The following is a 21,908-nucleotide window of genomic DNA, read 5'->3' as shown; positions in this document are numbered from 1 at the left end:
ATCAGCGGACCGGCCGCTCCGACTCCTTGGGCGCCTTGCGGTTGTTGCGCGCCTCCCGGCTCAGGAACAGCGCGAAGACCGGCGGCTGCTGCTGGACCAGCTCCAGCCGCCCGCCGTCCGCCTCCGCCAGATCCCGCGCCACGGCCAGCCCGATCCCGGTGGAGTTGCGGCCGCTGATGCTCCGCTCGAAGATCCGCGCCCCGAGATCCGCCGGTACGCCGGCCCCCTCGTCGGTCACCTCGATGACCGCCTGATTGCCGGTGACCCGGGTGCGCAGCGCGACCGTACCGCCACCGTGCATCAGCGAGTTCTCGATCAGCGCGGCCAGCACCTGGGCGACCGCGCCCGGGGTGGCGACCGGCCGCATCCCCGGCTTGCCCGAGCAGACGATGGCGCGTCCGGCGCTGCGGTAGGCCGGGCGCCACTCCTCGATCTGCTGCTTGACGACCTCGTCGAGGTCGAAGGCGACGGCGGAGCCGGTCCGCGGGTCGCGCGCGTTGGTGAGCAGCCGCTCGACCACATCGGTCAGCCGCTCCACCTGCGTCAGCGCGATCATCGCCTCCTCCTTCACCGTGTCCAGGTCGTCGGTGACGGAGATCTCCTCCAGCCGCATCGACAGGGCGGTCAGGGGCGTACGGAGCTGGTGCGAGGCGTCCGCCGCGAGCCGCCGCTCCGCCGTGAGCATCCGGGCGATCCGCTCGGCGCTGGCGTCGAGCACATCGGCGACCCGGTCCAGCTCCGGTACGGCGTACCGCTTGTGCCGGGGGCGCGGGTCCCCCGAGCCGAGACGCTCGGCGGTCTCGGCGAGGTCGGTGAGCGGGGAGGCGAGCCGGTTGGCCTGCCGTACCGCCAGCAGTACGGCGGCGATGACGGCCAGCAGCGCGACCGCGCCGATGATCAGCAGGGTGCGGCCGACCTCACGGGTGACGGAGGAGCGCGCCTCCTCGACCGTGACGGTCTCGTTCTCCTCGCCGGTCTCCGTGGCCCGGATGACACTGCCGACGGGCCGCACCCCGATCTCCACGGTGTCCCGGCCCGGGATCTCGATCCGCGCGTACCGCTTCTGGTCGACCTGCTCGGCCAGCACCTTGGCGGTCACCCGGTCACCGCCGAGGAGCCGGCCGTCGACGATACTGACCAGCCGCAGCGCCTCGGAGTCCACACTCTCCTGGGCGCTGTTGCTGATGGTGCGGGTCTCGACGATGACGAGCGACACCCCGAAGACCGCGATGACGACGAGCACCACGGCGAGCGTGGAGTTGATCAGACGACGGCGCACCGTTAGCTCTTCTTATCTCGGTTCTCGTTAGCTCTTCAGCTCTTCAGCTCTTCGTATTCAGCTCCCGGGCTCGCGTTCCCCCGGGCTCTCGAGCTCTTCTCAGCTCTTCTCAGCTCTTCTCGAAGCGGAAGCCGACACCCCGGACCGTGGCGATGTAGCGCGGGTTGGCGGCATCGTCACCGAGCTTCTTGCGCAGCCAGGAGATGTGCATGTCGAGGGTCTTGGTCGACGACCACCAGGTGGTGTCCCAGACCTCGCGCATCAGCTGGTCCCGTGTCACGACCCGGCCCGCGTCGCGGACCAGGACCCGCAGCAGGTCGAACTCCTTGGCGGTGAGCTGGAGCTCCTCGTCGCCCATCCAGGCCCGGTGCGACTCGACGTCGATCCGTACGCCATGGGTCGCGGGCGCGGGCGCCGGGTCGGCTGCGCCGCGGCGCAGCAGCGCCCGTACCCGCGCGAGCAGCTCGGCGAGCCGGAACGGCTTGGTCACGTAGTCGTCGGCACCGGCGTCCAGACCGACAACGGTGTCCACCTCGTCGGCGCGGGCGGTCAGTACCAGGATGGGGATCGTGTGGCCCTCGGCACGCAGTCTGCGCGCGACCTCCAGGCCGTCCATTCCGGGCAGCCCCAGGTCGAGTACGACCAGGTCGATACCGCCCTGGAGTCCGGCGTCCAGAGCGGTCGGGCCGTCCTCACGGACCTCGACTTCATAGCCTTCCCGGCGCAGGGCGCGGGCCAGCGGCTCCGAGATGGAAGCGTCGTCCTCGGCGAGCAGTACACGCGTCATGAGGTGATGGTAGACCGCACGGGGTGGGCTGCGGGCCCCGCTCGGCGGCACCTTCACCTTCCTCGCGCGAACGGATGATCCACCTTCGAATATAAGAATTCAATCCCCTCCTACCTGTGATCCACATCTCATACCTGTTCATATCGGCCGCTGTCATGCCGTATGGTGTCGAGGCGCATGTAGCAGTACTTGGGGACCTTTGGGCCACTGAGGCCCGAAGGTCTCTTTTACGTACGGGAGCCTCCGCGAGAGCCGGGCTCCGCACCCGCACGACACCCGCACGCAAGGATCTACCCATGGCGTCCAGCCTGACGAAGGACCCGACCGGCGCTCCCGCCGGATCCGGGAAGACCTTCTTCGGCCACCCCCGCGGACTGGCCCCGCTCTTCATGACCGAGATGTGGGAGCGCTTCAGCTTCTACGGCATGAGGGCCCTGCTCACCATCTACCTGCTCTCCGGCGGGCCCGACGCCTCCAAGGGGCTCCAGGGCGGCGGCCTGGGGATGGACCTGGCCACCACCACGGCCATCTACTCCATCTACCTGTCGATGGTCTACCTGCTGGCCCTGCCGGGCGGCTGGCTCGGCGACCGGGTGTGGGGGCCGCGCAGGACCGTCACGATCGCGGCCTGCACGATCATGCTCGGCCATCTCACCCTGGCGCTGCCGGGCACGGGGACCTTCTTCGTCGGCCTGGCGCTGGTGGCGATCGGCTCGGGGCTGCTGAAGGCCAACATCTCCACGATGGTCGGCCATCTGTACGACGGCCCCAACGACCCGCGCCGCGACGGCGGCTTCACCATCTTCTACATGGGCATCAACATGGGTGCCTTCTTCGCGCCGCTGGTCATCGGGACCGTCGGGGAGAAGTACGACTGGCACCTCGGCTTCGCCCTCGCCGCCGTCGGCATGGCCATCGGCCTGACCGTCTTCCTGCTCGGTACGAAGAACCTCAGCCCGCGGAGCAGCGTCGTCCCCACCCCGCTCTCCCGCGAGGAGCGCGCCACCTGGCTGCGCAAGGGCATGACCTGGCTGCTGATCGCCTCCGTCTTCTACGCCGTGGTCGGCCTCAGCGGCCACTTCACCCTCAACTGGGCGATGGTCCCGCTGACGCTCGCGGGGGTCGTCATCCCGGCGGGCGTACTGATCCGGATCAAGCGCGACAAGGAACTCGACACGGCCGAGCAGAGCCGGATGTCCGCGTACATCTGGTTCTTCGTCGCCGCGGCCGTCTTCTGGATGATCTATGACCAGGGCGGTTCCACGGTCCAGGCGTTCGGCACGACGAAGGCCGCCGACCAGCTCTTCGGATTCTCCTTCCCGACCTCCTGGTACCAGTCGCTGAACCCGGTCTTCATCATGGCGCTGGCCCCGGTCCTCGCCTGGTTCTGGCTGTGGCTGAACCGCAGGGGCCAGGAGCCCAGCACGGTCGCGAAGTTCGCCGCCGGGCTGTTCTTCATCGGTGTCTCGTTCTTCTTCTTCCTGATCCCGCTGCTCATGGCGGGCGACGGCACGCTGGTCAGCCCGATGTGGCTGGTGGGCATCTATCTGATCCAGACGGTCGGCGAGCTGTGCCTCTCCCCGGTGGGCCTGTCGGTGACGACGAAGATGGCGCCCGCGAAGTACGCCAGCCAGATGATGGGCGTCTGGTTCCTGGCGGTCACCGCGGGCGACTCCGTCACCGGACTGCTGTCGATCGGCGGGGTCGATCTGAGCGGTACGAGCGTGGTGGGCCTGGAGGCGGCGCTCGCCGTACTCGCGGGGTTCGCGGTGTTCATGTACCGCAAGCGGGTCAGGGCGCTGATGGGCGACATTCACTGAGCCGAGCGGTAGGGCGTGGTACCGAGCGGTACGCGATACGGCGAGGGCCGTTGTACCGGAATCCATAATTCCGGTACAACGGCCCTCGCCGATGCCGAGCGACTACGCGGGGACGGCCAGCTCCGCCCAGACCGTCTTGCCCTCGGTGCCGGGGGTCCTGGCGACCCCCCAGTCGAGGCAGAGCCGCTGGACGATGAACATGCCGTGCCCGCCGGGCCGGCCCGCCCGGTGCGGCGTGCGGGGCTCGGGCGCTCCCGTACCCAGGTCGCTGACCTCCAGCCGCAGCACCTTGGCGGCGTACGAGACACGCAGTCCCTCGGGGCCCCCGGCGTGCAGGCAGGCGTTGGTGACCAGCTCGGAGACGACCAGCAGGACGTCCTCCGCCGCCGCCCGCCGGTCGGCGGTCGCGGCGGGGAGCCAGCCCCAGTCGTGGAGCGCCTGGCGGGTGAAGTCGCGCGCGAGCGGAACGACACCGCCGGCACCGGACAGCACGAGCGAACGTGCCTGCCCGCCGGACGTCGCGGCGGGCGGCGCCGCCTCGCCCGGCTCGGGGCCGAGGTCGCCCGGCGGAGGCTGCCGGGTGGTGCACATCAGCGCTTCACCTCACCGATTCACCGCAATATGGAATAGACACTGACAGGACGGACGGAACGGAAGTTCATCAGCACGGGACGGGACCGACACGGAGAGCGAGGGTCCGAGAAATCGCGTCGCACGGGTCCCGGCCGTACGGGTCCCAGGATTCCAGCTCTCGAACAGCCCGCCCGAGGTCTTCTGCCCCTCCGAATGGTGACAACACCCACTTCACCGATACGGAAATGATGACAGAGGCCCCGTAAAGGACACCAGGGCCGTGGGCAGGGGCCCGCTCAATCCGCCAGGGCGTCTTCCAGGGAGTCATGGACGGTGAAGACCGCGTCCGCCCCGGTGATCTCGAAGACCCTCGCCACCACGGGCGGCATGGCCACCAGATGGACCCCGCCCCCGGCGGCGTCCGCCTTCAGCCGGGCACCGAGCAGCACATTGAGCCCGGTGGAATCGCAGAACTCCAGCTGCGAACAATCGATGACCAGGCGCGATCTGCCACGTTCGAGCGCGTCGTCCAGAGGGGCCCGCAACAGCTCGGCCGTGTGGTGATCCAACTCACCGGCCACCGTCACCACCTCGCTCCGGCCCTCGGTCCGAACACCGACCGAAAGTCGGCCCCGGTTCGCGCTGCCGACCGTCTGGCGGTCCATGCCCGTCCCTCTTCGCCGTGTCGTACGCCGTCGTCAGATGGTGTCGCCCCGTCGCCATCACAAACGGATGACGTCCGCCGAACATTACGCCTTTCACACGTCGGCCGGTACTCAAACTCCCCCACAATACGGCCATATCGCACAATTCGCACTTGCAACCGCCCCCGCCCACCGGGTAGGGCTTGTAGAGCACCAATTCGACATTTCCACCGCGACCGGCTTCGGAGGCGCCCGCAAACCGCAGAACGTGTAGTGGCTTCGGCAGCCATATGCCGAAAACGTATGGAGGAGACCATGTCACCCCGGCTCGACGAAACGCGTACCCCGCACGCGCCGTCGGCAACTCTGCCCGCACCGTCCGATTCCGAGACCCCCGTCACACCGCCCACCGCATCGCCGGAAGCCCCCGCGATCACCGGACTTGAGGGTCTGCCCGAGATCCCGCCCTTCGCCGATGTCGGAGCGGTCGACGCCCGAGCCCTGTCGAAGACGCTCTTCGCCCGCCTCGACGCCCTCGAAGAGGGCACCCACGAGCACTCGTACGTACGCAACACCCTGGTCGAACTCAACCTCGCCCTGGTGAAGTTCGCGGCCTCCCGCTTCCGCTCCCGCAGCGAGCCGATGGAGGACATCATCCAGGTCGGCACGATCGGTCTGATCAAGGCCATCGACCGCTTCGAGCTGAGCCGTGGCGTCGAGTTCCCCACCTTCGCGATGCCGACCGTCATCGGCGAGATCAAGCGCTTCTTCCGCGACACCTCGTGGTCGGTACGCGTCCCGCGCAGACTCCAGGAACTCCGCCTCGACCTCGCCAGAGCCGGCGACGAACTGGCCCAGCGACTCGACCGCGCCCCCACCATCGGCGAACTCGCCCACCACCTCGGCCTTACCCCCGAGGAAGTCGTCGAGGGCATGACCGCCAGCAACGGCTACACCGCCGGCTCCCTGGACGCCCAGCCCGAGGAGAACGACGCCGAGAGCGCGCTCACCGACCGCATCGGCTACGAGGACCACGGCCTCGAAGGCATCGAGTACGTCGAATCCCTCAAACCCCTGATCGCGAACCTCCCCGCCCGCGACCGCACGATCCTCTCCCTGCGCTTCGTCGCCAACATGACGCAGTCCGAGATCGGCGAGGAACTGGGCATCTCCCAGATGCACGTCTCCCGCCTGCTCTCCCGCACCCTCACCGGACTCAGAAAGGGCCTGACACTGGAGGAGTGACGGGTGGGGCCCGGGGCAAGGCTCTCCAGCAGGCAACCGGAGAAGGCCGCCACGATGCCGTGGCGGCCCTTCGGTTCTGCCCTCGGATTGCTTCGGTCACGCAGCGTTGGGGTCCTTGCCCACCAGGCGGGTCAGCAACTCGACGATCTGGGCCTGGTTGTGGTCGATCTTCTGACCGAGTCCATCGATCTTGGTCTCGACCGCTCCCAGCCGGGTCTCCACGCCATCCAGCCGGGTCTCGACACCATCCAGCCGCGTCGTATTCGCGCCGACTTCGAGGCGCAGATGAAGAACATCGGACTTGATGACCGTCAGTGAATCATTGGTCTGCGCCGCGTGCTGTTCGTAGCGGCGGGTCAGCGCGGCGATTTCGCCTTGCGCGAGTGGATCTTCAGGCACGGGAACTCCGATCGGTAGAGGCGAGGCCGCAGCCTCGATTGTCTCAGAGGAGGGAGGTAGTACGTCTGTCGGTATTCAGGGTTCGGGTGAGGCCACGACAACGCCCGGGGCGGTCGTGAGCAGATAGACCAGGGATCCGTCCCTGACCAGATACGAGTACGTCTCCCCCCGCCCCAACCGGGCGACCGCCCGCGCGTGCTCCCGCCCGTCCGCCATCCACCCCCGTACGGGCACGGCGGCAGGCGCGTCGAGCTGGTCCGCGATGTGCTCCGCGCGGAGCATCAGCCAGGCCACGGCCATCCAGGGCGTACGAGCGTGATGCCCCCGAGCCGGAACAGGTGTCGATCGCCGATCAGGTAGGCGACGCAATCCGACTGGTATGCCAAGGTCGCGCCCGTTGTATCCGTTGTGTCCGTCGCGTCCGGCTCTAACATCCCGGCGGTCGGCCCGGTTCGATCAGCAGGTGCGACCACACCGTCTTCCCCGGATCGCGCGGACGGACGCCCCACTTGTCGGAGAGCGCGTCCACCAGTAACAGGCCACGCCCTCCGAGGTCTTCGTCCTCCGGCTTGCGCATCTCGGGCATCTGCCACTGGAACGAGTCGGAGACTTCGAGCACGAGTACGCCGCAGCGCCGACGCAAGCCCAGTTCGAAGAAGTCACCTGTCCCACGGGCGTGTTGGACGACATTGGTCGTCAACTCACTGGTGATGAGGGCGGCGACCTCGACCAGCTCGCCAAGTCTCCACTCCGTCAAGAGCCCTTCGACGTGCTGCCGAGCGGCGGGGACGGAGTAGGTGCGGATGCGGAATCTTGTGATGTTTGTGCGCCCGGACATGAGTCTCCCAGGGTCGTTGGGCAGGCCGAATCAGAGTCACCTAACGTCCCGACATGGCAACTTTCTGTGACAGAATCCACAGTAGGGCGCAACTGAAGCGTTTCGCAACAACGCAAGTCGCAAATTGCGCACCACATAAAGGCCGCCTTCGACTGTCGGCGGCACCCCGCAGCCATGCAGACTGGTCAAGGACAATGGAGGGAAACAGACATGCCCGCAGGTGGACGGCCTACCGTGCGCAGTAGGCAACTTGGAGCGTCGCTCAAGCGATACCGTGAGGCGGCGAAGCTGGATCAGCAGCATGCCGCCGACCACATCGCGGGCTCCAAGACCAAGATCAGCAGGATGGAGACCGGTCAGGTCTCGGCCCGTCCTGGTGACGTCCGGCTACTGCTGGAGCTGTACGGGGTCGAGGATCACGCGGTCCAGATAGAGCTCGAACAGCTCGCCCGGGAGTCCAACAAACGCGGTTGGTGGCTCAATTTCCCGTGGGCACGCAAGCGTCCGGGGTTCTCCGACTTCGCCACCCTGGAGACGGACGCCACGTACATCCGTACCTGGCAGCCTCTTTTCATCCCCGGTCTGCTCCAGACGGACGACTACATCCGGACCCTGGTGGCACAGAGTCTGAGCGTCCAAGCCCCCGGAGCGGTCGAGGAATCAGTGGCCATTCGGCAGACCCGTAGAAAGTTCATCGCGGAGGGCGGCTCACAGTTCGCAGCGGTGATCTGGGAGCCGGCCCTGACCGCGCCCATGCCCTCACCGAGGGTGCACCGCGAACAACTGCTGCACATCACCGAGGTCGCCCAGCAGCAGAACATCAGCATTCAGGTACTGCCACTCACCGAGTGGCGAGCCGCGCATCTGTCGCCCCACTTCACCATGCTCAGCCTCGGCGCCGAACCCGCGTCGGAGGTCGTCGCCTACGACACAACGATGAGTACGGTGCTTCTTGAAAGCCTGGAGGACATGGCCGTGCACGCCAAGATCTTCGAATCCCTGAGGTCTGCCGCCCTGACCCCTGATCAGAGCCTCGCTTTCATCAGACAGACGCTGAAGGACATCCCTGCGGACGCGAAAGAAGCGGAATGAAGAACCAGCGCATAGTTACGGCGTTCAAGAAGGCCAGCCGCTCAGCAGGCGGGGCCCAGGACTGCGTCGAAGTCGCCCACACCGCCGACGGCGGCCGCGCCGTTCGTGACAGCAAGAACCGTGACGGTGGCACCCAGTACTACCCGCCCGCCGAATGGGCCACCTTCCTCGACGGTCTGAAGTCCGGAGACCTCGGACCATGACCGTGCGCGAGGCAACGGAAGAGCTGGGCGTCGTCATCGCGCCGGGCACTCGACGCTGAGGCCGAAGCAAGGCGGAGGCCCCGAAGGGCCTCCGCCAGGTTTCTTTCACCGATCTCGCCGTCGCCGAGCGCCTCAGGCCCCTCGGTCGGCAGCGCGCCCTGATCGAGCAGCGTGCGCACCAGATGTCGCTGCGTCGTCATCCCGCCTCACTTCTTCGGGGGTTCGTACGGTTTGGTCGGCCCCGGCGGTTTGTCGCGGTGTCCGTCGCTCTCGGAGGTGTCCGGCTTGCCGGAGTGGTCTCCACCGTGCTTGCCCATGATTGCCTCTTCTCCTATGACGCCATTTTTCCTGCTCACTGACGTTACGGAGAGGGAGAGTCACCGGTCCACGGTGTTGCACCTTGTTGCAGGCCATTCACCCGAGGGAGTCAATCGCCTTACCGATCAGGGCCCTTGCGCGGGGCCCGTATACGGCCATCCGACCGAGCCGGGCGAAAGCCCGCCGGTACACCTCCACCTCGCCGGGGACCGTGACGGTGACTTTGGCCGACAGCAGCTCGACATGGACTCTCATGTCGTCGAACATCGTGAACGTCTCGGTCCCCCACAGGACGCGAGGCACGGAACTCGGAATGATCCCCAGCGAGACAGCGGGATACGACATGGCGGTCAGCAGATGGGCGAGCTGACCGGCCATCACCGTGTCGGCGCCGATGCGCTGGGAGAGAGCGTCCTCCTCGACCAGCAGTACGACACGGTGTCGCCCGTCGCGGACGATACGTGACCGGTCCACCCGTGCCGCCGCCGCCTCGTCGATGTCGTCGGGGAGTCCCCGGAAGTCCGCCACAAGGGTCAGGAGGGCGCGTGCGTAGTCCTCCGTCTGCAGCAGGCCGGGCACGACCTTGGTGCAGTACGCGCGGATCAGCGTGGTGCGCTCGTACAGCGGAACACCGGCCTGCTGGAGTCGGCGCAGGCCCCTCCGCTGCATGCGCCGCCACTCGACATACATCAAATCCGCGGACCGGGTGGCGGCGATGAGGTCGTCCGCCCGGCCCTCGGCACCGCAGGCGGCACACCACACCCTGATGTCGGTGTCCGAGGGCGTGGTTTTCGCACTCTCGACCCGCGAGATCTTCGCCTTGTTCCAGCCGCACAGATCGGCCAGCGCCTGCATGGTCAGGTTCGCGTCGAGGCGTACGTCCTTGAGCTGCGCGGATACGGATGCGCGTACGGCTTGGGCGCTGGAGAACGGAGACGAGGACATCGCGGTCTCTCCCTATCGGACATGTCGCGATCCGTTGAAAGACCTTCACCCTACGGAGTCGGGCCGGTCAAGTGCGCATGCCCCCGCCCCGCCCCTGGGCCCCATTGACGGCGCGGCCGGAAGGGGACACATTGGCCGGGGCAGGGGGGAAGTGGAATGGCTCTTGGGGAGGGCTACCGGGCGGAGCCGTCGGCGTATTCGGCGCTGGAGGCGCTGATGCGCGACCGCCTCGGCAGGGAGTGTCTGTACGTGCCGTCGTGCCGGTTCGGGCTGTACGTGGCCCTGCGGCGCTGGTGTGCGCCCGGTGGGCGGGTGCTCATGTCGCCGGTCAACGACGACGTCATCTTCTTCGTGGTGCTGGCCGCCGGACTCCGGCCCGTACAGGCGCCGTTGGACTCTCGGGACGGCTCCATCGACGTGTCCGCCGTGCCCGAGGACGTGTGGGGCGGGCTGTCCTGCGTACTGACCACCAATCTCTACGGGAACCCCGACCCCGCGCCCGAACTGCGGTCGCGGTGCGACGCGTTGGGGATTCCGCTGATCGAGGACGCCGCCCATGCCATCGGGAGCGCCGTGGGCGGGAGGCCGGTCGGGGGGTTCGGGGACGCGGCCGTGTTCAGTCTGTCCAAGCACGTGGGGGCCGGGACCGGGGGGTTCCTGGCCTTCGACGGTTCCGGGCTTCGGGATGAACTCGGCGCGATGCGCGATGAGTTGCTTCTACCGGGGCGGCTGCGTTCCGAGCTGCTCCATGGGTTACGGCCCTACGCCGAAGCCGGTGTCCGTGGGCTGCGGCTCGTGCGGGCCGCGCGGGCCGCGTTGCGGTTGCTCGGGCAGGAGGAGCGTGCCGGGATCCGCATGCCGCTGCGGGCAAGGGAGTTGACGGAGGCGCTCCGTACGGCGCCGGGGCTCGACGGGTTCGACCCCTGGGTCCGGGTGGACATGCACGACTACCGGCTTCGCCCCGGCCGGACCCGGCTCCGCCGTACGGAACGGCTGCTGTCCGGCGTCGGCGTACGGCTCGACGCCCATCTCGCCGGTACGGAACGGCTGTTGGCCACCCCATGGGCGCGGCGGCCCGCCGGGCCCGTACAACCGCTCTTCCGGGTGCCGCTGCTGGTCGCCGACCGGGACGCCGCCATCGCCGCGCTCGCGCGGCAGCGCGTCACCACCGGGTATCTGTACGATCCGCCGCTCGATGTCTACGCGGGCGGTGGCGAGTTCACCGATCCGTCGCCCTCCCCCGGCCCCGCCGCCCGGTTCGCCCGGCACGCGCTGCCCGTGGATCCGTGCCGGGCCGAGCAGGTGATCCGGATCCTCGGGGCGTCGGGCGCGCGTCCGGTGGAGTGGGGGGAATCCGCGCGGGGGGAAACCGGCAGTCGTGGCTGAGGTGGCCCGGCTGCGAAGACCCGAGGGGGCCGCCGCACCCTCGCCCGTCCCGCCACCCGAAGCCGAAGGCGCCGGCGGGGACTCCCTGTTCCGTAACGCCTACGCCCTCATGTTCTCCACCGGCGTCTCCGCCGCCCTCGGCCTCGGCTTCTGGCTCGTCGCCGCGCGCTACTACACCGAGGAGGCGGTCGGTCAGGGCTCCGCCGCCATCGCCGCCATGCGGCTGCTCGCCTCGATCACCGCCACCACCATGATCGGCGCGGTGGTGCGCTACGTCCCCCGGGCCGGACGGGCCACCGCGCCACTGGTGTGGCGGGCGTACGGGTTGAGTTCGCTGGTGGTGTCGGTCGCCTGTGCGGTGTTCCTGGCCACGCTCGACCTGTGGGGGCCGTCCTACGCGCCGCTCGACGGGATCACCGCGGGCTTCGTCTTCACCGCCGCCTGTGTCGCCTGGGCACTGCTCACCCTCCAGGACGGGGTGCTGACCGGGCTGCGGCGCGCCTTCTGGGTGCCGGTGGGCAACGCGGTGTTCTCCATCGGCAAGCTGCTCATGCTGGCCGCGTTCGCCACGGCGATGCCCGTCCTCGGCGTGTTCGTCTCCTGGGCGGCGGCCATCGCCCTGTCCGTACTGCCGCTCGGCTGGCTGATCTTCCGCCGGCTCATCCCGCGCCAGGCCGCCGCCGACCGCGACCGCGAACCGCTCCGGATGGCCGACATCGGGCGGTTCCTGGCCGGGGACTCGGTGGGGGCGCTGTTCAGCCTGGCGATGATCAACCTGCTGCCGGTGATGGTCGCCGTACGCTTCGACGCCGCGCACAACGCGTTCTTCTACACCGCCTACACCGTCGGCGGCACGATGGAGTTCATGGCCATCAACATGGCCTCCTCGCTCACCGCGCACGCCTCCCACAGCCCGGACCGGCTGGCCGAGGGCGTCCGGGGGGCGCTGCGCCGGATGGCGCTGCTGCTGGTGCCCGTGGTGCTGGTCCTGGTGGTGTTCGCGCCGCAGATCCTGGCGCCCTTCGGCGCGGACTACGCGCACCACGGCACCACCGTCCTGCGGCTGCTGGCCGCCGCCGCGCTGCCCCGGGTGGTCGTGGAGCTGTACATCGGGGTGCTGCGGGTCCAGGGCCGTACGGGCGTGCTCGCCGTGCTCCAGGGCGCGATGTGCGTGCTCGTCCTGGGCAGCGCGGCGTTCCTGCTCGGCCCGGCGGGGATCTCCGGGGCCGGTCTCGCGATGCTGCTGTCCATGACGCTGATCGCCCTGGTCGCGGTGCCGGGGCTGCGCTCCGCCCTGCGCGCCCCGGGCAGGGGCGGCCCGCAGGAGCCGCCCGTCGCGCAGGGCGCGCAGGAGTACGGGACCGGCTGGGCCCGCGAGGCCGCCCGGCTGCGCACGGCCCACGCCGCGGCCCACGCCGTCCCGGCCGGGAGCGGTGCCTTCCCCGGCGCCCCGGCCCGCGCCCCCGGGCCGCCCGTCGACGAGAGCCGGCCGATCACCCTGCTCTGGCTGCTGCTCGGGCTCGCCGCCGGGCTGTTCTGGACGCCGTTGGTACGGGTCGGGGACATCGGCCGCGACGAGCTGACGGGCGCCCAGCTCATCGACGTACTGCCGCCGCTGACCCTGGTCGCGGGGATCCTGCTGATCGTCGTCCAGTGCGGGGCCGTCTCGCTCGTACGGCCGGGGCCCGTGCTGCTCACGCTGGGGCCGCTGGTCACCTTCGCCGCGCTGCACTCGGCGCCGCCGCTGCTCGGGGTACGTCCCGATCGGGCGTCCGGGCTCTGGCACCGGCCGGTGGCGGACCTGGTCGCCCTGCTGCCGGGGCCGGTCGGGGCGGACGCGGCGGAGCGGGCCCTGCCCGTCGTACTGCAACTGCTGTGTCTGGGGCTGGCCGCCACCGTCCTGTGGGCGCTGCGTACGGACGGGCGGGTCGCGGCGAGTGCGGTGTGGGTGCTCGCGGTGGCCGGGTGGGCGGCGCAGGACCCCTTCGCCGCCGCGTCGGTGCCGGTGGCGTCGGGGCTGGCGCTCACCGCGGGGGTCGCCGTATCGGTCCGGTACGGCCGGAGACCGCGGGGAGGTGAGCCCGACCGATCCAGAAAGGGGCGATAGCGTTCATATCACCCACAATCTCCCAAGGAGGCCCCATGTCCGACAGCGCCACGCGCCCCGTGCTGGAGCCCGCCGCCGCGGCCTTCGCCGAGGCCGCCGTCGACCCGCCGCACCTGACCGACCGCCCTCCGGCCGAGGGCCGCAGGGCCGTGGACGAGGCGCAGTCCGGCGCGATCGGCATGCCGGAGATCGCCGAGGAGTGGGTGACCGTGCGGGGCGGCCCGACCGGCTCGGTCCGGGCCCGGATCGTCCGGCCCGCCGGTGTGGGGGGAGTGCTGCCGGTGGTCCTCTACCTCCACGGCGCCGGGTGGGTCTTCGGCAACGCCCACACCCATGACCGGCTGGTACGGGAACTGGCCGTGGGCGCCGGGGCCGCCGTCGTCTTCCCCGAGTACGACCTGTCCCCCGAGGCCCGCTATCCCGTCGCCATCGAGCAGAACTACGCCGTCGCCCGGTGGGTCGTCACCGACGGCGCCGCCAAGGACCTGGACGCCGCGCGTATCGCGGTGGCCGGTGACTCGGTCGGCGGGAACATGGCCGCCGCGCTGACCCTGATGGCCAAGGAGCGCGGCGATGTGCCCCTGGTCCAGCAGGTGCTGTTCTACCCGGTGACCGACGCGTCCTTCGACACCGGCTCCTACCGGCAGTTCGCCGAGGGCTACTTCCTGCGCCGTGACGGCATGCGATGGTACTGGGACCAGTACACGACCGACGCGAACCAGCGCGCCGAGATCACCGCCTCCCCGCTGCGCGCCACCACCGAGCAGCTCGCCGGCCTGCCCCCGGCCCTGGTCATCACCGCCGAGGCCGATGTCCTGCGCGACGAGGGCGAGGCGTACGCCAACAAGCTCCGCCGGGCCGGAGTCCCGGTCACGGCCGTCCGCTACCAGGGCATCATCCACGACTTCGTCATGCTCAACGCCCTGCGCGGGACCCAGGCCGCCGAAGCCGCCATCACCCAGGCGGCCACCACCCTGCGTACCGCGCTGCACCACGGCTGACCGCGAACGGGCCGCTCTCAGCGCGTCGGCACCCGCTGGTTGAAGTAGGGGGCGGCGCCCGCGTCCCGGTAACCGGCCAGCGCCGGGCCCTTGTCGACCGTCAGGTCGCAGTTCTCCCCCGGTACCGGCCGGTTCCAGTGCACCATCGCCTTCACCCCCGGCAGCGTCGGCGCCACCTCGGGAATCGCCTGGTACCAGCCGCGCTGCCGGTCGGGGCGGTCCGGGTCGGGGGCAGTGCTGAACTCGGACAGCATGAGGGGCTTCCGGTCGGAGATGTTCGCGCGTATCCAGTCGTACGTGGGCCGCTGACTGCTGTCGAAGTCCAGCCACTTGGCGTCCCGCTGGCACTGGAAGTAGTTGTACTGGTCCATACCGATCCAGTCGACGTACGCGTCGCCCGGGTAGAGCGACTTCATCAGCTCGGCGTTGCCCAGATAGCCGGAGACCGTCCATACCCACACCACGTTGTCCACACCGAGCTTCTCGAACCGGTCGTGGATATGGCGGTACGCGGCGACGAACTCCTCGGGGGTGCCCGCGTCCGGCGTACGGAAGTCGGTCTCCTGGTCGAAGGAGAAGAAGACGCGCTTGCCGTACGCCTTGAGCCGCCGGGCCTGCGGGTCGATGATCTCCTCGTCGAACTTCCCGGCCGCGACATTGCGCCAGCCGAGCTGGGTCTCCGTCCAGTTCTCGTGGTGCGGCTCGGTCCAGACGGTGGATTCCCAGGCCAGCATCAGCATCCGGTCCCGACCCAGCTCCTGTTCGTCCTCGGTGAGCAGGACGCCGTCCCGCTCGGTGTTCGACATGTCGTGGTAGTTGTAGACGAGGTCGAGCTTGCGGCCGATCCGCTTCTCGAAGGCGTACACCGCGTTCTTGAGCGAGCCGTTCTCGTCGTACGGGATGTACGCGCCCCACCACGCCCCGCACGGCGGTTCCAGCAGCGCGGTCGGCGCGCACCGGCCGCTGGGCAGCGCGCCGGAGGCCGCGTTGCCGGGGAGGCCGTGGTCCGCCGACGCGCCCCGCTCCTCGCGGATGATCCAGACGCCGAGGCCCACGACCAGGGCGCCGACCGCCGCGAGGACCAGGGCGAGGTACGTCGTACCGTTCCGGCTCCTCATCGGCCCCTCCAGGGGCCCGGCTCGAGCCGCCCGGATCCTCGGGTCTCGGCGGGTGGGGATACGGCGGGGAGCAGCGCCGCGACGGTGGTGAACGCGGCGAGCGAGCCCAGGAACAGCCCGACCGTGAACCCCGCGACCAGGTGGAGCGCGGTGGCCGTCAGCACGGCGAGCGACAGGCTGAGCGGTGCCGCCAGCGCCACCACCTCCAGCCGGGCCCCTGGCCGCAGGCCGCGCGGCAGCGGGAGGAGCAGGGCGCAGCCGGGACCGAGGGCGACGAAGAGCAGGACGGGGATCCAGCGCGCGGGGGCGCCCGGGGGCAGTTCGGTGGCGGCGAGGGCGAGCCAGCCGGAGAGCGCGAGGGCCGCTCTGATCGCGGGCCCGGACCGGGCCGTCTCGGTCGTGGGCCGGGTGGGGGTGCGTATGCCGGGCAGGCCCGTGGCTTGTTGTCGCATGGCTGCGGTCTCCCTCTCCGTGACGGTCTGTTCCAGTGTCCGAGTCATCGGCGCGGCTCCGTGACGGTCTGTTCCAGTGTCCGAGTCATCGGCGCGGCTCCGTGACGGTCTGTTCCGGCGCCTCGGTCATCGGCGCGGCTCCGTGACGGTCTGTTCCAGTGTCCGAGTCATCGGCGCGGCTCCTCCTCGACGTGCTCCAGGAACAGCCCGTTCTCGCCCTCCTCCACCACCCGGAAGTACGGCGAGCGCTTCAGCGCCTCACTCATCCGGGTGAAACTGCCCGCCGGGAGATACCCCTCGCCGATCGTGGCCTTCTCCTGGGACGGCGTGAGCAGGACGTACGCGGGACGGCCCGCCGGGATGCCCGCGTCGAGGTAGCCGGCCGGGTCCTTCAGCATCTTCAGGTTCTCCGGGACCTCCTGCTCCGTGAAGAACCAGCGTTCGTAGTGGTCGTAGCGGTAGTACGCGCCCGGGAAGGACCCGGTGGCGGCCATGACCAGCGCCCCGTCCGGCGCCCGGTCGTAGGACCGCTGGACGAACGCGGCCTCGGCCGGAGGCGCGTACTGCATGCCCTCCTTGCCGTAGTACGAGGGCAGGAAGCCCGCCAGCAGCGCGAGCAGCGCCACCGGCAGGGCGAGCGCGGCGGTCCGGCGGGCGTACCGTCTCGCCCTGCCCGTACCGGCGGCGGTCGGGACGAGCGCGGCGGCGGCGAAGAAGGCGGTGCCGGGCAGCCCGAACAGATAGACCCGGAAGAGCATTTCGCCGCCGTAGTCGTTGACGGCGAACAGCGGTACGGGCGCCGCCGCCGCCAGCAGCAGCGGCAGCGCGCTCCGTACGAGCCGGCGGCGCAGCAGGACGGCCGTGCCGGCGAGCGTGCCGAGGACCAGCACCATCATGATGTTGGCCGCGCCCACCAACTCGGGCCCCGGGCCTGTCGGTTCACCGGCGAAGCCGGGGCGGGAGTTCTTCATCAGGTCGCCCGCCGAGTCGCGCAGGGTGGCGAGCGTGTCCAGGAACAGGACGCGGCCCATCGTCAGGTCCCAGATCAGCATGGCGAGTCCGGTGACGGCGAGCAGCCCGAGGTTGCGGTAGCGGCGGGTCAGACAGAGCGCCGTCAGGGTCATGCAGAGCATGACGGGCGTCAGTTGGTGCGCGGCGTTGACGGCGGCGATCAGCGGCGCGAGGACCGCGACGCAGACCGCCCGCCGGCGCGGGGTGGTGGACGGTGGCGCCACGGCCGCCGCCGGGTCGATCAGGGAGCGGTCGCGCAGCCGCCCGGCGGATCCGGGCCGTACGAAATGGCGTACCACCACGGCGAAGACGCTCAGGAAGAGCAGATACGCGAGGGCCTGCGGGGCCAGATAGTCCTGGCCGACCCAGTTGGCCAGCTGGAAGATCCAGACGGCGGTCCAGACGAGGCGCCAGTCGTCGGTGAAGGTGCGGTAGACCAGCACCAGGACGGGCAGGATGAGCAGCCCGAAGACCACCGGCGCCCAGTTGGTGTACGCGGCGGCGCCCTGCACCCCGAAGGCCCTGATCAGGGCCGCGTTGAGCGAGAAGAACCCCGGCCACTGGTCGTACGCGGACATCCCGCCGGACAGCTCGGCGTGCGGGTGCACGGTCCCCTCGGCCAGCAGCCGGGCGATGACGGCGTCGTGCTTGGACGCCCAGGCGTAGCGCACCGAGTCGTAGAGCAGCGCGGGCGGCGCCTTGAGGGCGAACAGGAGGGCGACGCAGTAGGTCAACGGCCACTGGGGGGCGGTGCCCGCCCGGCGGAGGGCGAGCAGGAATCCGCAGGTCAGGACGGTCAGCGAGGCGTAGAAGGCGATCGGGAAGCGGTCGAGGAGCCCGAACTCCCCGATGTCCCGGAACCCGATCCGGGGCAGCGACCAGGTCCACAGGGCCGCCGCCGTCAGCAGGAGCGACCAGGTGAGCGGGGGGCGGAGGCGGCGGGTTCGGCGGGGTTTTCGGGGCGGCGGGAGCGCCTCGGCCGGTTCCGTTACGGGGGCGGCGCCCGCGCCGACTGTGGCTGCGGCTTCCGTTCCCGTCCCGGCGTCCGCTCCGGTCCCGTACCCGAGCCGCGCGTGAAGTGCGTCGGAGTGCGTCACCCGGCGAACTCCGCCCCGCGCACCCGGGCGCGCGCCCCCCGGTACAGCCGCCAGCCGAGCGTCGGCAGCGAGTCGGGGAAGGGCGCGACCCTGGTCCGCTCGCCCCTGGCGGCCACGCCCGCCATCCACGCCTCGACGTCCGCGACGGTGTGGGTGCGGCGGACGATGAGCCGGGCGATGCGGTACGTCTCGTCGCGGCCCGAGCTGAGGGCATGGCGTACGGCGACGGCGGACGCGTACCCCGCGCGCACGGCCGCCCGGCGCACCGCGCCGTTGTTGTAGCCGTGCGGATAGGCGAGGTGCGCCACCTCGTGGCCGAGGAGGTCTTCCAGTACGGCCTTCGGCTCGCGGAGTTCGCGGTCGAGGGCGGCGGGTCCCAGCGTGTCCAGTTGGGGATGGGTGACGGTGTGGGCGCCCACCTCCACTCCGTACCGCTCCAGTTCGCCCGCCCGGCCGAGCGGCATCATCGGGGCGGGCGGCAGCAGGCTCGTACGGCCGGGGGCGAGCGCCCCGGTGGTCAGATAGGCGGTCCCGGGCAGGGCGCGGGCGGCGAGCGCCTCGGCCGTGGGGCCGGGGAGATCGGCGAAGCCGTCGTCGAAGGTGAGCACGACGGGCCGGGCGGGCAGCCGCGCGCCGCGCGTCAGATGCCCGGCCAGCGCGCTGACCGGGACGGCGGTCCTGCCGCTGGCGACGACGGCGTCGAGATGGGCGGCGAAGTCCTTGGGCGTGACGGTGAATTCGGCGATCCAGGCGGGCGGGTCGTCCATGACGGCGTGGTAGAGGAGGACGGGGATGGGGGCGGGCGCGGAGGTTCTCATACGGGGCCTTCCTCGCGTCTCCGGGCTCCTGCCTGCCCAAGCGTCTCCCCCTGCCCAAGCGTCTCCCCCTGCCCGCGCGCGTCGCGTTCGCGTTCCCGCCCGCGCGCGTCGCGTTCCCGCCCGCGCGCATCGCGTTCGCGTTCCCGCCCCTGCTCCCGTTCCCGCCCGCGCGCACGTTCGCGTTCCTGGCTGCGGGCCTGCCTGCGCGCCTTCACGTAGCCGAGCGGGCCGTACAGCATGCCCCTGCGCTCCAGCCGGGAGAGCCCGCGCGGCCACTGGTGGCGCGCGCCGTGCGTCCCGAGCGTCGCGGAGGCCGCCGGTCCCCCGGCGCCGCCGTCGCCCGGCCGGTGTGCGGTGATCGCGCGGGCGTGGGCCAGTCCGCGCGGGAGCCTGACGAGCAGGGCGGGCAGCAGCGCGGGCCTGCGGACCAGGATCGCGGTGAGATACGCGGTGAGGCCCGCGCCGTATCCGTACGCCTGGTTCCTGAGGTCCTGCCAGGTCTCGCGGTGGTGGTGCCAGACCAGCGCCTCCGGGGTGTAGCGCAGCCGGTGGCCCGCCGCCAGGATCCGTACGAAGGCGTAGAGGTCGTCGCCGCCCCTGGCGGGGGTGCCGGTGCCGGTGGCCGGGTCGAAACCGCCGACGGCGCGTAACGCGTCGGCGCGGAACGCCATGTTGGCGCCGGAGCCGAAGCTGCCCGCCGTGAACGGGAACAGCGGCTCGTCGGCGGGCGGCCCCGCCGGGTCGTACAGCCGGGGGGTGAAGCCCTTGGCGAAACCGCCGTGGCTCTCCAGCAGGATCTGCGCGGGGGTGGTGAGCCGGGCCGGGAGGATCAGGCCGGTGGCGCAGCCGAGGGCGGGGTCGGCGGCGAAGGGCGCGGTGAGCGCGGTGAGCCAGTGCGGGTCGGCGACGACGTCGTCGTCCGTGAAGGCGATGACCGCGCCGTCCGCGTCGGCGATGCCCCGGTTGTGGGCGACGGCCAGTCCGGGGCGCGGTTCGGTGACATACCCGACGCGCCCGGCGTAGCGGGACGCGACGAGGTCGCGGGTGGCGGTGGTGACGGGCGCGTTGTCGACGACGAGGATCCGGAAGTCGGGGTGGTCCTGCGCGAGGAGCGAGTCGAGGGCGCGGCCGAGCTGTCCGGCGCGCTCGCGGGTGGCGACGACGACGGTCGTACGGGGGAGGTCGCCGCCGGCCGGCGCGGCCCGGGGGCCGGGGTCGTCGTCCTCGTACGGGTCGCCCTTCCGTGCGCGGAAGGCGGCGGCGAGGGCCTCGGCCGGGTCCTCGCCCGGCTTCACCTGGCCGAGCACGGTGGCCACCGGGCGGCCCTCGATCCGGACGAGCGCGTAGATGTCGCCCTCGCCCGGGGGCGGGCCGCCGGGCGCCGGGACCAGGGACAGAACCTTGCCGTCGGGGCCGTCGAGATCGAGTTCGGCGACGGCGATGGGGCGCGGCGCGGGTAACCGCGGTACGGACGAGGTGCGTGAGGTGTACGTCATCGGCTCCCCCGAATTGGGTGCGGATCCTGGGACGGCTTCACTGCCGGCGGCTGCTGCTGTTGCTGTTCCGGATCCGGCCCACCCGGTTGAGCGCCCGCTGCGCGTATCCGGCGAGCCTGGGCCGGTCCCGTACGAAACCGTGTGCCCGGCGGGACGGTTCGCGGGTCAGCCAGGAGAGGGCCGCGCGCGGGCCCGGCCGGGCGGCCGCGCCCTCGTACACCCGCAGCCCGCCGGTCTTGAGCGCGTCCTTGTACTCCGCCGTCCCGCGTCCGAGGTCGAGCATCCCGATGCCCGCCGCCGCGGCTGCCTCCGCCATCCGCAGATGGAGGACGAGCCCCGGGGAGTACTTGGCGAACTCCGGGTCGTACGCCGGGAACCAGCAGGACAGGACGGTGCGCGAGCGCAGCCCGAAGTGCGCGGCGACGGGGCGGTCGGCCACGTACAGCACGGAGAGCACACCGGAGCAGCCGGGCGCGCGGGTGCGGGCGAGCTGTCGTACGAGATCGCTGATCCAGTCCTGCGCGAAGCGGTCGCGGCGGCCCGTCCTGCGGTACTGCGCGGACTTCCACTCCATGAGCGTGCGCAGGGCGGCCGGGTCGCGCTCGTCGAAGACGAACCGCACCTCGCCCGCCTGTCGGCCGAGCCTGCGCTCCTTGGCGGCCGTCGTACGGAAGAACTTGGGCGAGCGGACGCGCAGGGCCGCTTCGTACGCCTCGTACCCCTCCCCCAGGTCGATGACCGGGGACTCCAGCTCCTCGGCGGCGGCGGGGACGAACAGTCCCTGGCCCGCTTCGAGGTTGTCGAACTCCCAGGAGGAGAGGGAGCAGCCCTGGAGCAGCTCGCGCGCCGAGAGCCGCAGGCCGGTACGGAACACCGCGCCCTGGCAGTCGGACACGCCGAGGCCGATGGCCCTGCCCCGGCCCAGCAGGCCCTTCTCGTACGGAAAGAAGCCGATCGGCTCCTCTTTCTGTATTTCTTGTACTTCTCGCGTTCCTTGGGCTTCTTGCGTTCCCTGTATTTCTTGCACGGCTCCCTGCACGGCTCCTCGTGCGACTTCTTGGGCTCCTTGTGCGACTTCTTGTACGACGGCGACCCGGGCCCCCGGGCGTACCAACCCGACCGCCCGGGTGAATTCCGGCTCCATGAACGGATTGTCGGGCGCGCCCGACATGGCGCGCAGTGCGCGCCATGTCTCGGCGTCCGCCTCGCTCAGCTCCCCCGGTGCCACCACACGGATGTGCGTGCGCGCAGCACTGCGTACCTCGCTCAACTCGACCCC

General features: G+C 70.6%; 21 protein-coding genes. 7 read left to right on the top strand and 14 right to left on the bottom strand.

Features of this window, described 5'->3' with window-relative positions; translation table 11 throughout:
• Position 1 precedes the first annotated feature (1 nt).
• Together ACIP8W_RS08680 and ACIP8W_RS08675 are read right to left on the bottom strand one after the other, a co-directional pair.
• Positions 2 to 1,279: an ATP-binding protein gene (locus ACIP8W_RS08680; protein WP_401951430.1), complete on the bottom strand. Its 1,278-nt coding sequence runs from the start codon at positions 1,277 to 1,279 to the stop codon at positions 2 to 4.
• Positions 1,280 to 1,388: 109 nt separating this feature from the next.
• Positions 1,389 to 2,066: a response regulator transcription factor gene (locus tag ACIP8W_RS08675; RefSeq protein ID WP_401951433.1), complete on the bottom strand. Its 678-nt coding sequence runs from the start codon at positions 2,064 to 2,066 to the stop codon at positions 1,389 to 1,391.
• A 296-nt stretch (positions 2,067 to 2,362) separates the two neighbouring features.
• On the opposite strand from ACIP8W_RS08675, the gene ACIP8W_RS08670 reads away from it, so the two are divergent.
• Positions 2,363 to 3,886: a peptide MFS transporter gene (locus tag ACIP8W_RS08670; protein WP_402152145.1), complete on the top strand. Its 1,524-nt coding sequence runs from the start codon at positions 2,363 to 2,365 to the stop codon at positions 3,884 to 3,886.
• Between the two features lie 102 nt (positions 3,887 to 3,988).
• Here the strand turns inward: ACIP8W_RS08670 and ACIP8W_RS08665 are convergent, their stop codons facing one another.
• Positions 3,989 to 4,477, bottom strand: a complete 489-nt coding sequence (locus ACIP8W_RS08665) for an ATP-binding protein (RefSeq protein ID WP_401951438.1) — start codon at positions 4,475 to 4,477, stop codon at positions 3,989 to 3,991.
• A 278-nt stretch (positions 4,478 to 4,755) separates the two neighbouring features.
• The gene (locus ACIP8W_RS08660) at positions 4,756 to 5,124 is read right to left on the bottom strand and encodes an STAS domain-containing protein (protein ID WP_402152141.1); all 369 of its coding nucleotides are present in this window, start codon (positions 5,122 to 5,124) and stop codon (positions 4,756 to 4,758) included.
• Between the two features lie 294 nt (positions 5,125 to 5,418).
• Here ACIP8W_RS08660 and ACIP8W_RS08655 point away from each other — a divergent pair, with 294 nt between their 5' ends.
• Positions 5,419 to 6,348, top strand: a complete 930-nt coding sequence (locus ACIP8W_RS08655; RefSeq protein WP_401951444.1) for an RNA polymerase sigma factor SigF — start codon at positions 5,419 to 5,421, stop codon at positions 6,346 to 6,348.
• A 96-nt stretch (positions 6,349 to 6,444) separates the two neighbouring features.
• Here ACIP8W_RS08655 and ACIP8W_RS08650 read toward each other — a convergent pair whose 3' ends face one another.
• The 3 genes from ACIP8W_RS08650 to ACIP8W_RS08640 all read right to left on the bottom strand — a co-directional run bounded on the left by ACIP8W_RS08650 (position 6,445) and on the right by ACIP8W_RS08640 (position 7,585).
• Positions 6,445 to 6,747, bottom strand: a complete 303-nt coding sequence (locus ACIP8W_RS08650) for a hypothetical protein (protein WP_402202411.1) — start codon at positions 6,745 to 6,747, stop codon at positions 6,445 to 6,447.
• A gap of 75 nt (positions 6,748 to 6,822) precedes the next feature.
• The gene (locus ACIP8W_RS08645) at positions 6,823 to 7,047 is read right to left on the bottom strand and encodes a hypothetical protein (RefSeq protein WP_402202409.1); all 225 of its coding nucleotides are present in this window, start codon (positions 7,045 to 7,047) and stop codon (positions 6,823 to 6,825) included.
• 127 nt (positions 7,048 to 7,174) lie between these two features.
• Positions 7,175 to 7,585, bottom strand: a complete 411-nt coding sequence (locus ACIP8W_RS08640; protein ID WP_401951451.1) for an ATP-binding protein — start codon at positions 7,583 to 7,585, stop codon at positions 7,175 to 7,177.
• 234 nt (positions 7,586 to 7,819) lie between these two features.
• On the opposite strand from ACIP8W_RS08640, the gene ACIP8W_RS08635 reads away from it, so the two are divergent.
• Together ACIP8W_RS08635 and ACIP8W_RS08630 are read left to right on the top strand one after the other, a co-directional pair.
• Complete coding sequence (locus ACIP8W_RS08635; protein ID WP_401951454.1) at positions 7,820 to 8,677, top strand: helix-turn-helix domain-containing protein; 858 nt, start codon at positions 7,820 to 7,822, stop codon at positions 8,675 to 8,677.
• Complete coding sequence (locus ACIP8W_RS08630) at positions 8,674 to 8,880, top strand: DUF397 domain-containing protein (RefSeq protein ID WP_401951456.1); 207 nt, start codon at positions 8,674 to 8,676, stop codon at positions 8,878 to 8,880. Before ACIP8W_RS08635 ends, ACIP8W_RS08630 begins: the two co-directional genes overlap by 4 nt.
• Before the next feature lie 414 nt (positions 8,881 to 9,294).
• Here ACIP8W_RS08630 and ACIP8W_RS08625 read toward each other — a convergent pair whose 3' ends face one another.
• The gene (locus tag ACIP8W_RS08625; RefSeq protein ID WP_401951458.1) at positions 9,295 to 10,143 is read right to left on the bottom strand and encodes a helix-turn-helix domain-containing protein; all 849 of its coding nucleotides are present in this window, start codon (positions 10,141 to 10,143) and stop codon (positions 9,295 to 9,297) included.
• 216 nt (positions 10,144 to 10,359) lie between these two features.
• Here ACIP8W_RS08625 and ACIP8W_RS08620 point away from each other — a divergent pair, with 216 nt between their 5' ends.
• From ACIP8W_RS08620 to ACIP8W_RS08610, 3 genes are read left to right on the top strand one after another with little or no spacing between them, the layout of a single operon-like run.
• A complete protein-coding gene (locus ACIP8W_RS08620) occupies positions 10,360 to 11,529 on the top strand; it encodes a DegT/DnrJ/EryC1/StrS family aminotransferase (RefSeq protein WP_402202466.1) in 1,170 nt (389 codons plus the stop codon).
• Positions 11,522 to 13,636: a lipopolysaccharide biosynthesis protein gene (locus ACIP8W_RS08615; protein WP_401951460.1), complete on the top strand. Its 2,115-nt coding sequence runs from the start codon at positions 11,522 to 11,524 to the stop codon at positions 13,634 to 13,636. Before ACIP8W_RS08620 ends, ACIP8W_RS08615 begins: the two co-directional genes overlap by 8 nt.
• Positions 13,637 to 13,671: 35 nt before the next feature.
• A complete protein-coding gene (locus tag ACIP8W_RS08610) occupies positions 13,672 to 14,637 on the top strand; it encodes an alpha/beta hydrolase (protein ID WP_402152129.1) in 966 nt (321 codons plus the stop codon).
• 17 nt (positions 14,638 to 14,654) lie between these two features.
• Here the strand turns inward: ACIP8W_RS08610 and ACIP8W_RS08605 are convergent, their stop codons facing one another.
• From ACIP8W_RS08605 to ACIP8W_RS08580, 6 genes are all read right to left on the bottom strand, one after another.
• Positions 14,655 to 15,755 (bottom strand): glycoside hydrolase family 26 protein, encoded by a 1,101-nt coding sequence (locus ACIP8W_RS08605; RefSeq protein ID WP_401951464.1) that lies wholly within the window; start codon positions 15,753 to 15,755, stop codon positions 14,655 to 14,657.
• On the bottom strand, positions 15,752 to 16,255 hold the full coding sequence (locus tag ACIP8W_RS08600; RefSeq protein WP_402202408.1) for a hypothetical protein: 504 nt from the start codon (positions 16,253 to 16,255) through the stop codon (positions 15,752 to 15,754). Before ACIP8W_RS08600 ends, ACIP8W_RS08605 begins: the two co-directional genes overlap by 4 nt.
• 119 nt (positions 16,256 to 16,374) lie before the next feature.
• Positions 16,375 to 18,315 (bottom strand): hypothetical protein, encoded by a 1,941-nt coding sequence (locus tag ACIP8W_RS08595; RefSeq protein WP_402202407.1) that lies wholly within the window; start codon positions 18,313 to 18,315, stop codon positions 16,375 to 16,377.
• Positions 18,312 to 19,133: a polysaccharide deacetylase family protein gene (locus ACIP8W_RS08590; RefSeq protein ID WP_401951472.1), complete on the bottom strand. Its 822-nt coding sequence runs from the start codon at positions 19,131 to 19,133 to the stop codon at positions 18,312 to 18,314. The genes ACIP8W_RS08595 and ACIP8W_RS08590 overlap by 4 nt, the downstream gene beginning before the upstream one ends.
• Positions 19,130 to 20,629 carry a glycosyltransferase gene (locus ACIP8W_RS08585; protein WP_402202406.1) on the bottom strand — a complete coding sequence of 500 codons (1,500 nt, stop codon included), beginning with the start codon at positions 20,627 to 20,629 and terminating at the stop codon, positions 19,130 to 19,132. Before ACIP8W_RS08585 ends, ACIP8W_RS08590 begins: the two co-directional genes overlap by 4 nt.
• 37 nt (positions 20,630 to 20,666) lie before the next feature.
• Positions 20,667 to 21,860: a GNAT family N-acetyltransferase gene (locus ACIP8W_RS08580; protein WP_401951478.1), complete on the bottom strand. Its 1,194-nt coding sequence runs from the start codon at positions 21,858 to 21,860 to the stop codon at positions 20,667 to 20,669.
• Positions 21,861 to 21,908 lie beyond the last annotated feature (48 nt).

The organism is Streptomyces sp. NPDC088554, assembly GCF_044752945.1.
In the GTDB taxonomy this organism is placed as follows: Bacteria; Actinomycetota; Actinomycetes; order Streptomycetales; family Streptomycetaceae; genus Streptomyces.
This window is presented reverse-complemented; position numbering and strand designations above follow the sequence as displayed.

Bases quoted from the DNA above. Each gene is read 5' to 3' on its own strand.
- ACIP8W_RS08675 (WP_401951433.1), bottom strand. From the start codon at position 2,066: ATGACGCGTGTACTGCTCGCCGAGGACGACGCTTCCATCTCGGAGCCG.
- ACIP8W_RS08670 (WP_402152145.1), top strand. From the start codon at position 2,363: ATGGCGTCCAGCCTGACGAAGGACCCGACCGGCGCTCCCGCCGGATCC.
- ACIP8W_RS08665 (WP_401951438.1), bottom strand. From the start codon at position 4,477: ATGTGCACCACCCGGCAGCCTCCGCCGGGCGACCTCGGCCCCGAGCCG.
- ACIP8W_RS08660 (WP_402152141.1), bottom strand. From the start codon at position 5,124: ATGGACCGCCAGACGGTCGGCAGCGCGAACCGGGGCCGACTTTCGGTC.
- ACIP8W_RS08655 (WP_401951444.1), top strand. From the start codon at position 5,419: ATGTCACCCCGGCTCGACGAAACGCGTACCCCGCACGCGCCGTCGGCA.
- ACIP8W_RS08645 (WP_402202409.1), bottom strand. From the start codon at position 7,047: ATGGCCGTGGCCTGGCTGATGCTCCGCGCGGAGCACATCGCGGACCAG.
- ACIP8W_RS08640 (WP_401951451.1), bottom strand. From the start codon at position 7,585: ATGTCCGGGCGCACAAACATCACAAGATTCCGCATCCGCACCTACTCC.
- ACIP8W_RS08630 (WP_401951456.1), top strand. From the start codon at position 8,674: ATGAAGAACCAGCGCATAGTTACGGCGTTCAAGAAGGCCAGCCGCTCA.
- ACIP8W_RS08625 (WP_401951458.1), bottom strand. From the start codon at position 10,143: ATGTCCTCGTCTCCGTTCTCCAGCGCCCAAGCCGTACGCGCATCCGTA.
- ACIP8W_RS08620 (WP_402202466.1), top strand. From the start codon at position 10,360: ATGCGCGACCGCCTCGGCAGGGAGTGTCTGTACGTGCCGTCGTGCCGG.
- ACIP8W_RS08610 (WP_402152129.1), top strand. From the start codon at position 13,672: ATGTCCGACAGCGCCACGCGCCCCGTGCTGGAGCCCGCCGCCGCGGCC.
- ACIP8W_RS08605 (WP_401951464.1), bottom strand. From the start codon at position 15,755: ATGAGGAGCCGGAACGGTACGACGTACCTCGCCCTGGTCCTCGCGGCG.
- ACIP8W_RS08600 (WP_402202408.1), bottom strand. From the start codon at position 16,255: ATGACTCGGACACTGGAACAGACCGTCACGGAGAGGGAGACCGCAGCC.
- ACIP8W_RS08590 (WP_401951472.1), bottom strand. From the start codon at position 19,133: ATGAGAACCTCCGCGCCCGCCCCCATCCCCGTCCTCCTCTACCACGCC.
- ACIP8W_RS08585 (WP_402202406.1), bottom strand. From the start codon at position 20,629: ATGACGTACACCTCACGCACCTCGTCCGTACCGCGGTTACCCGCGCCG.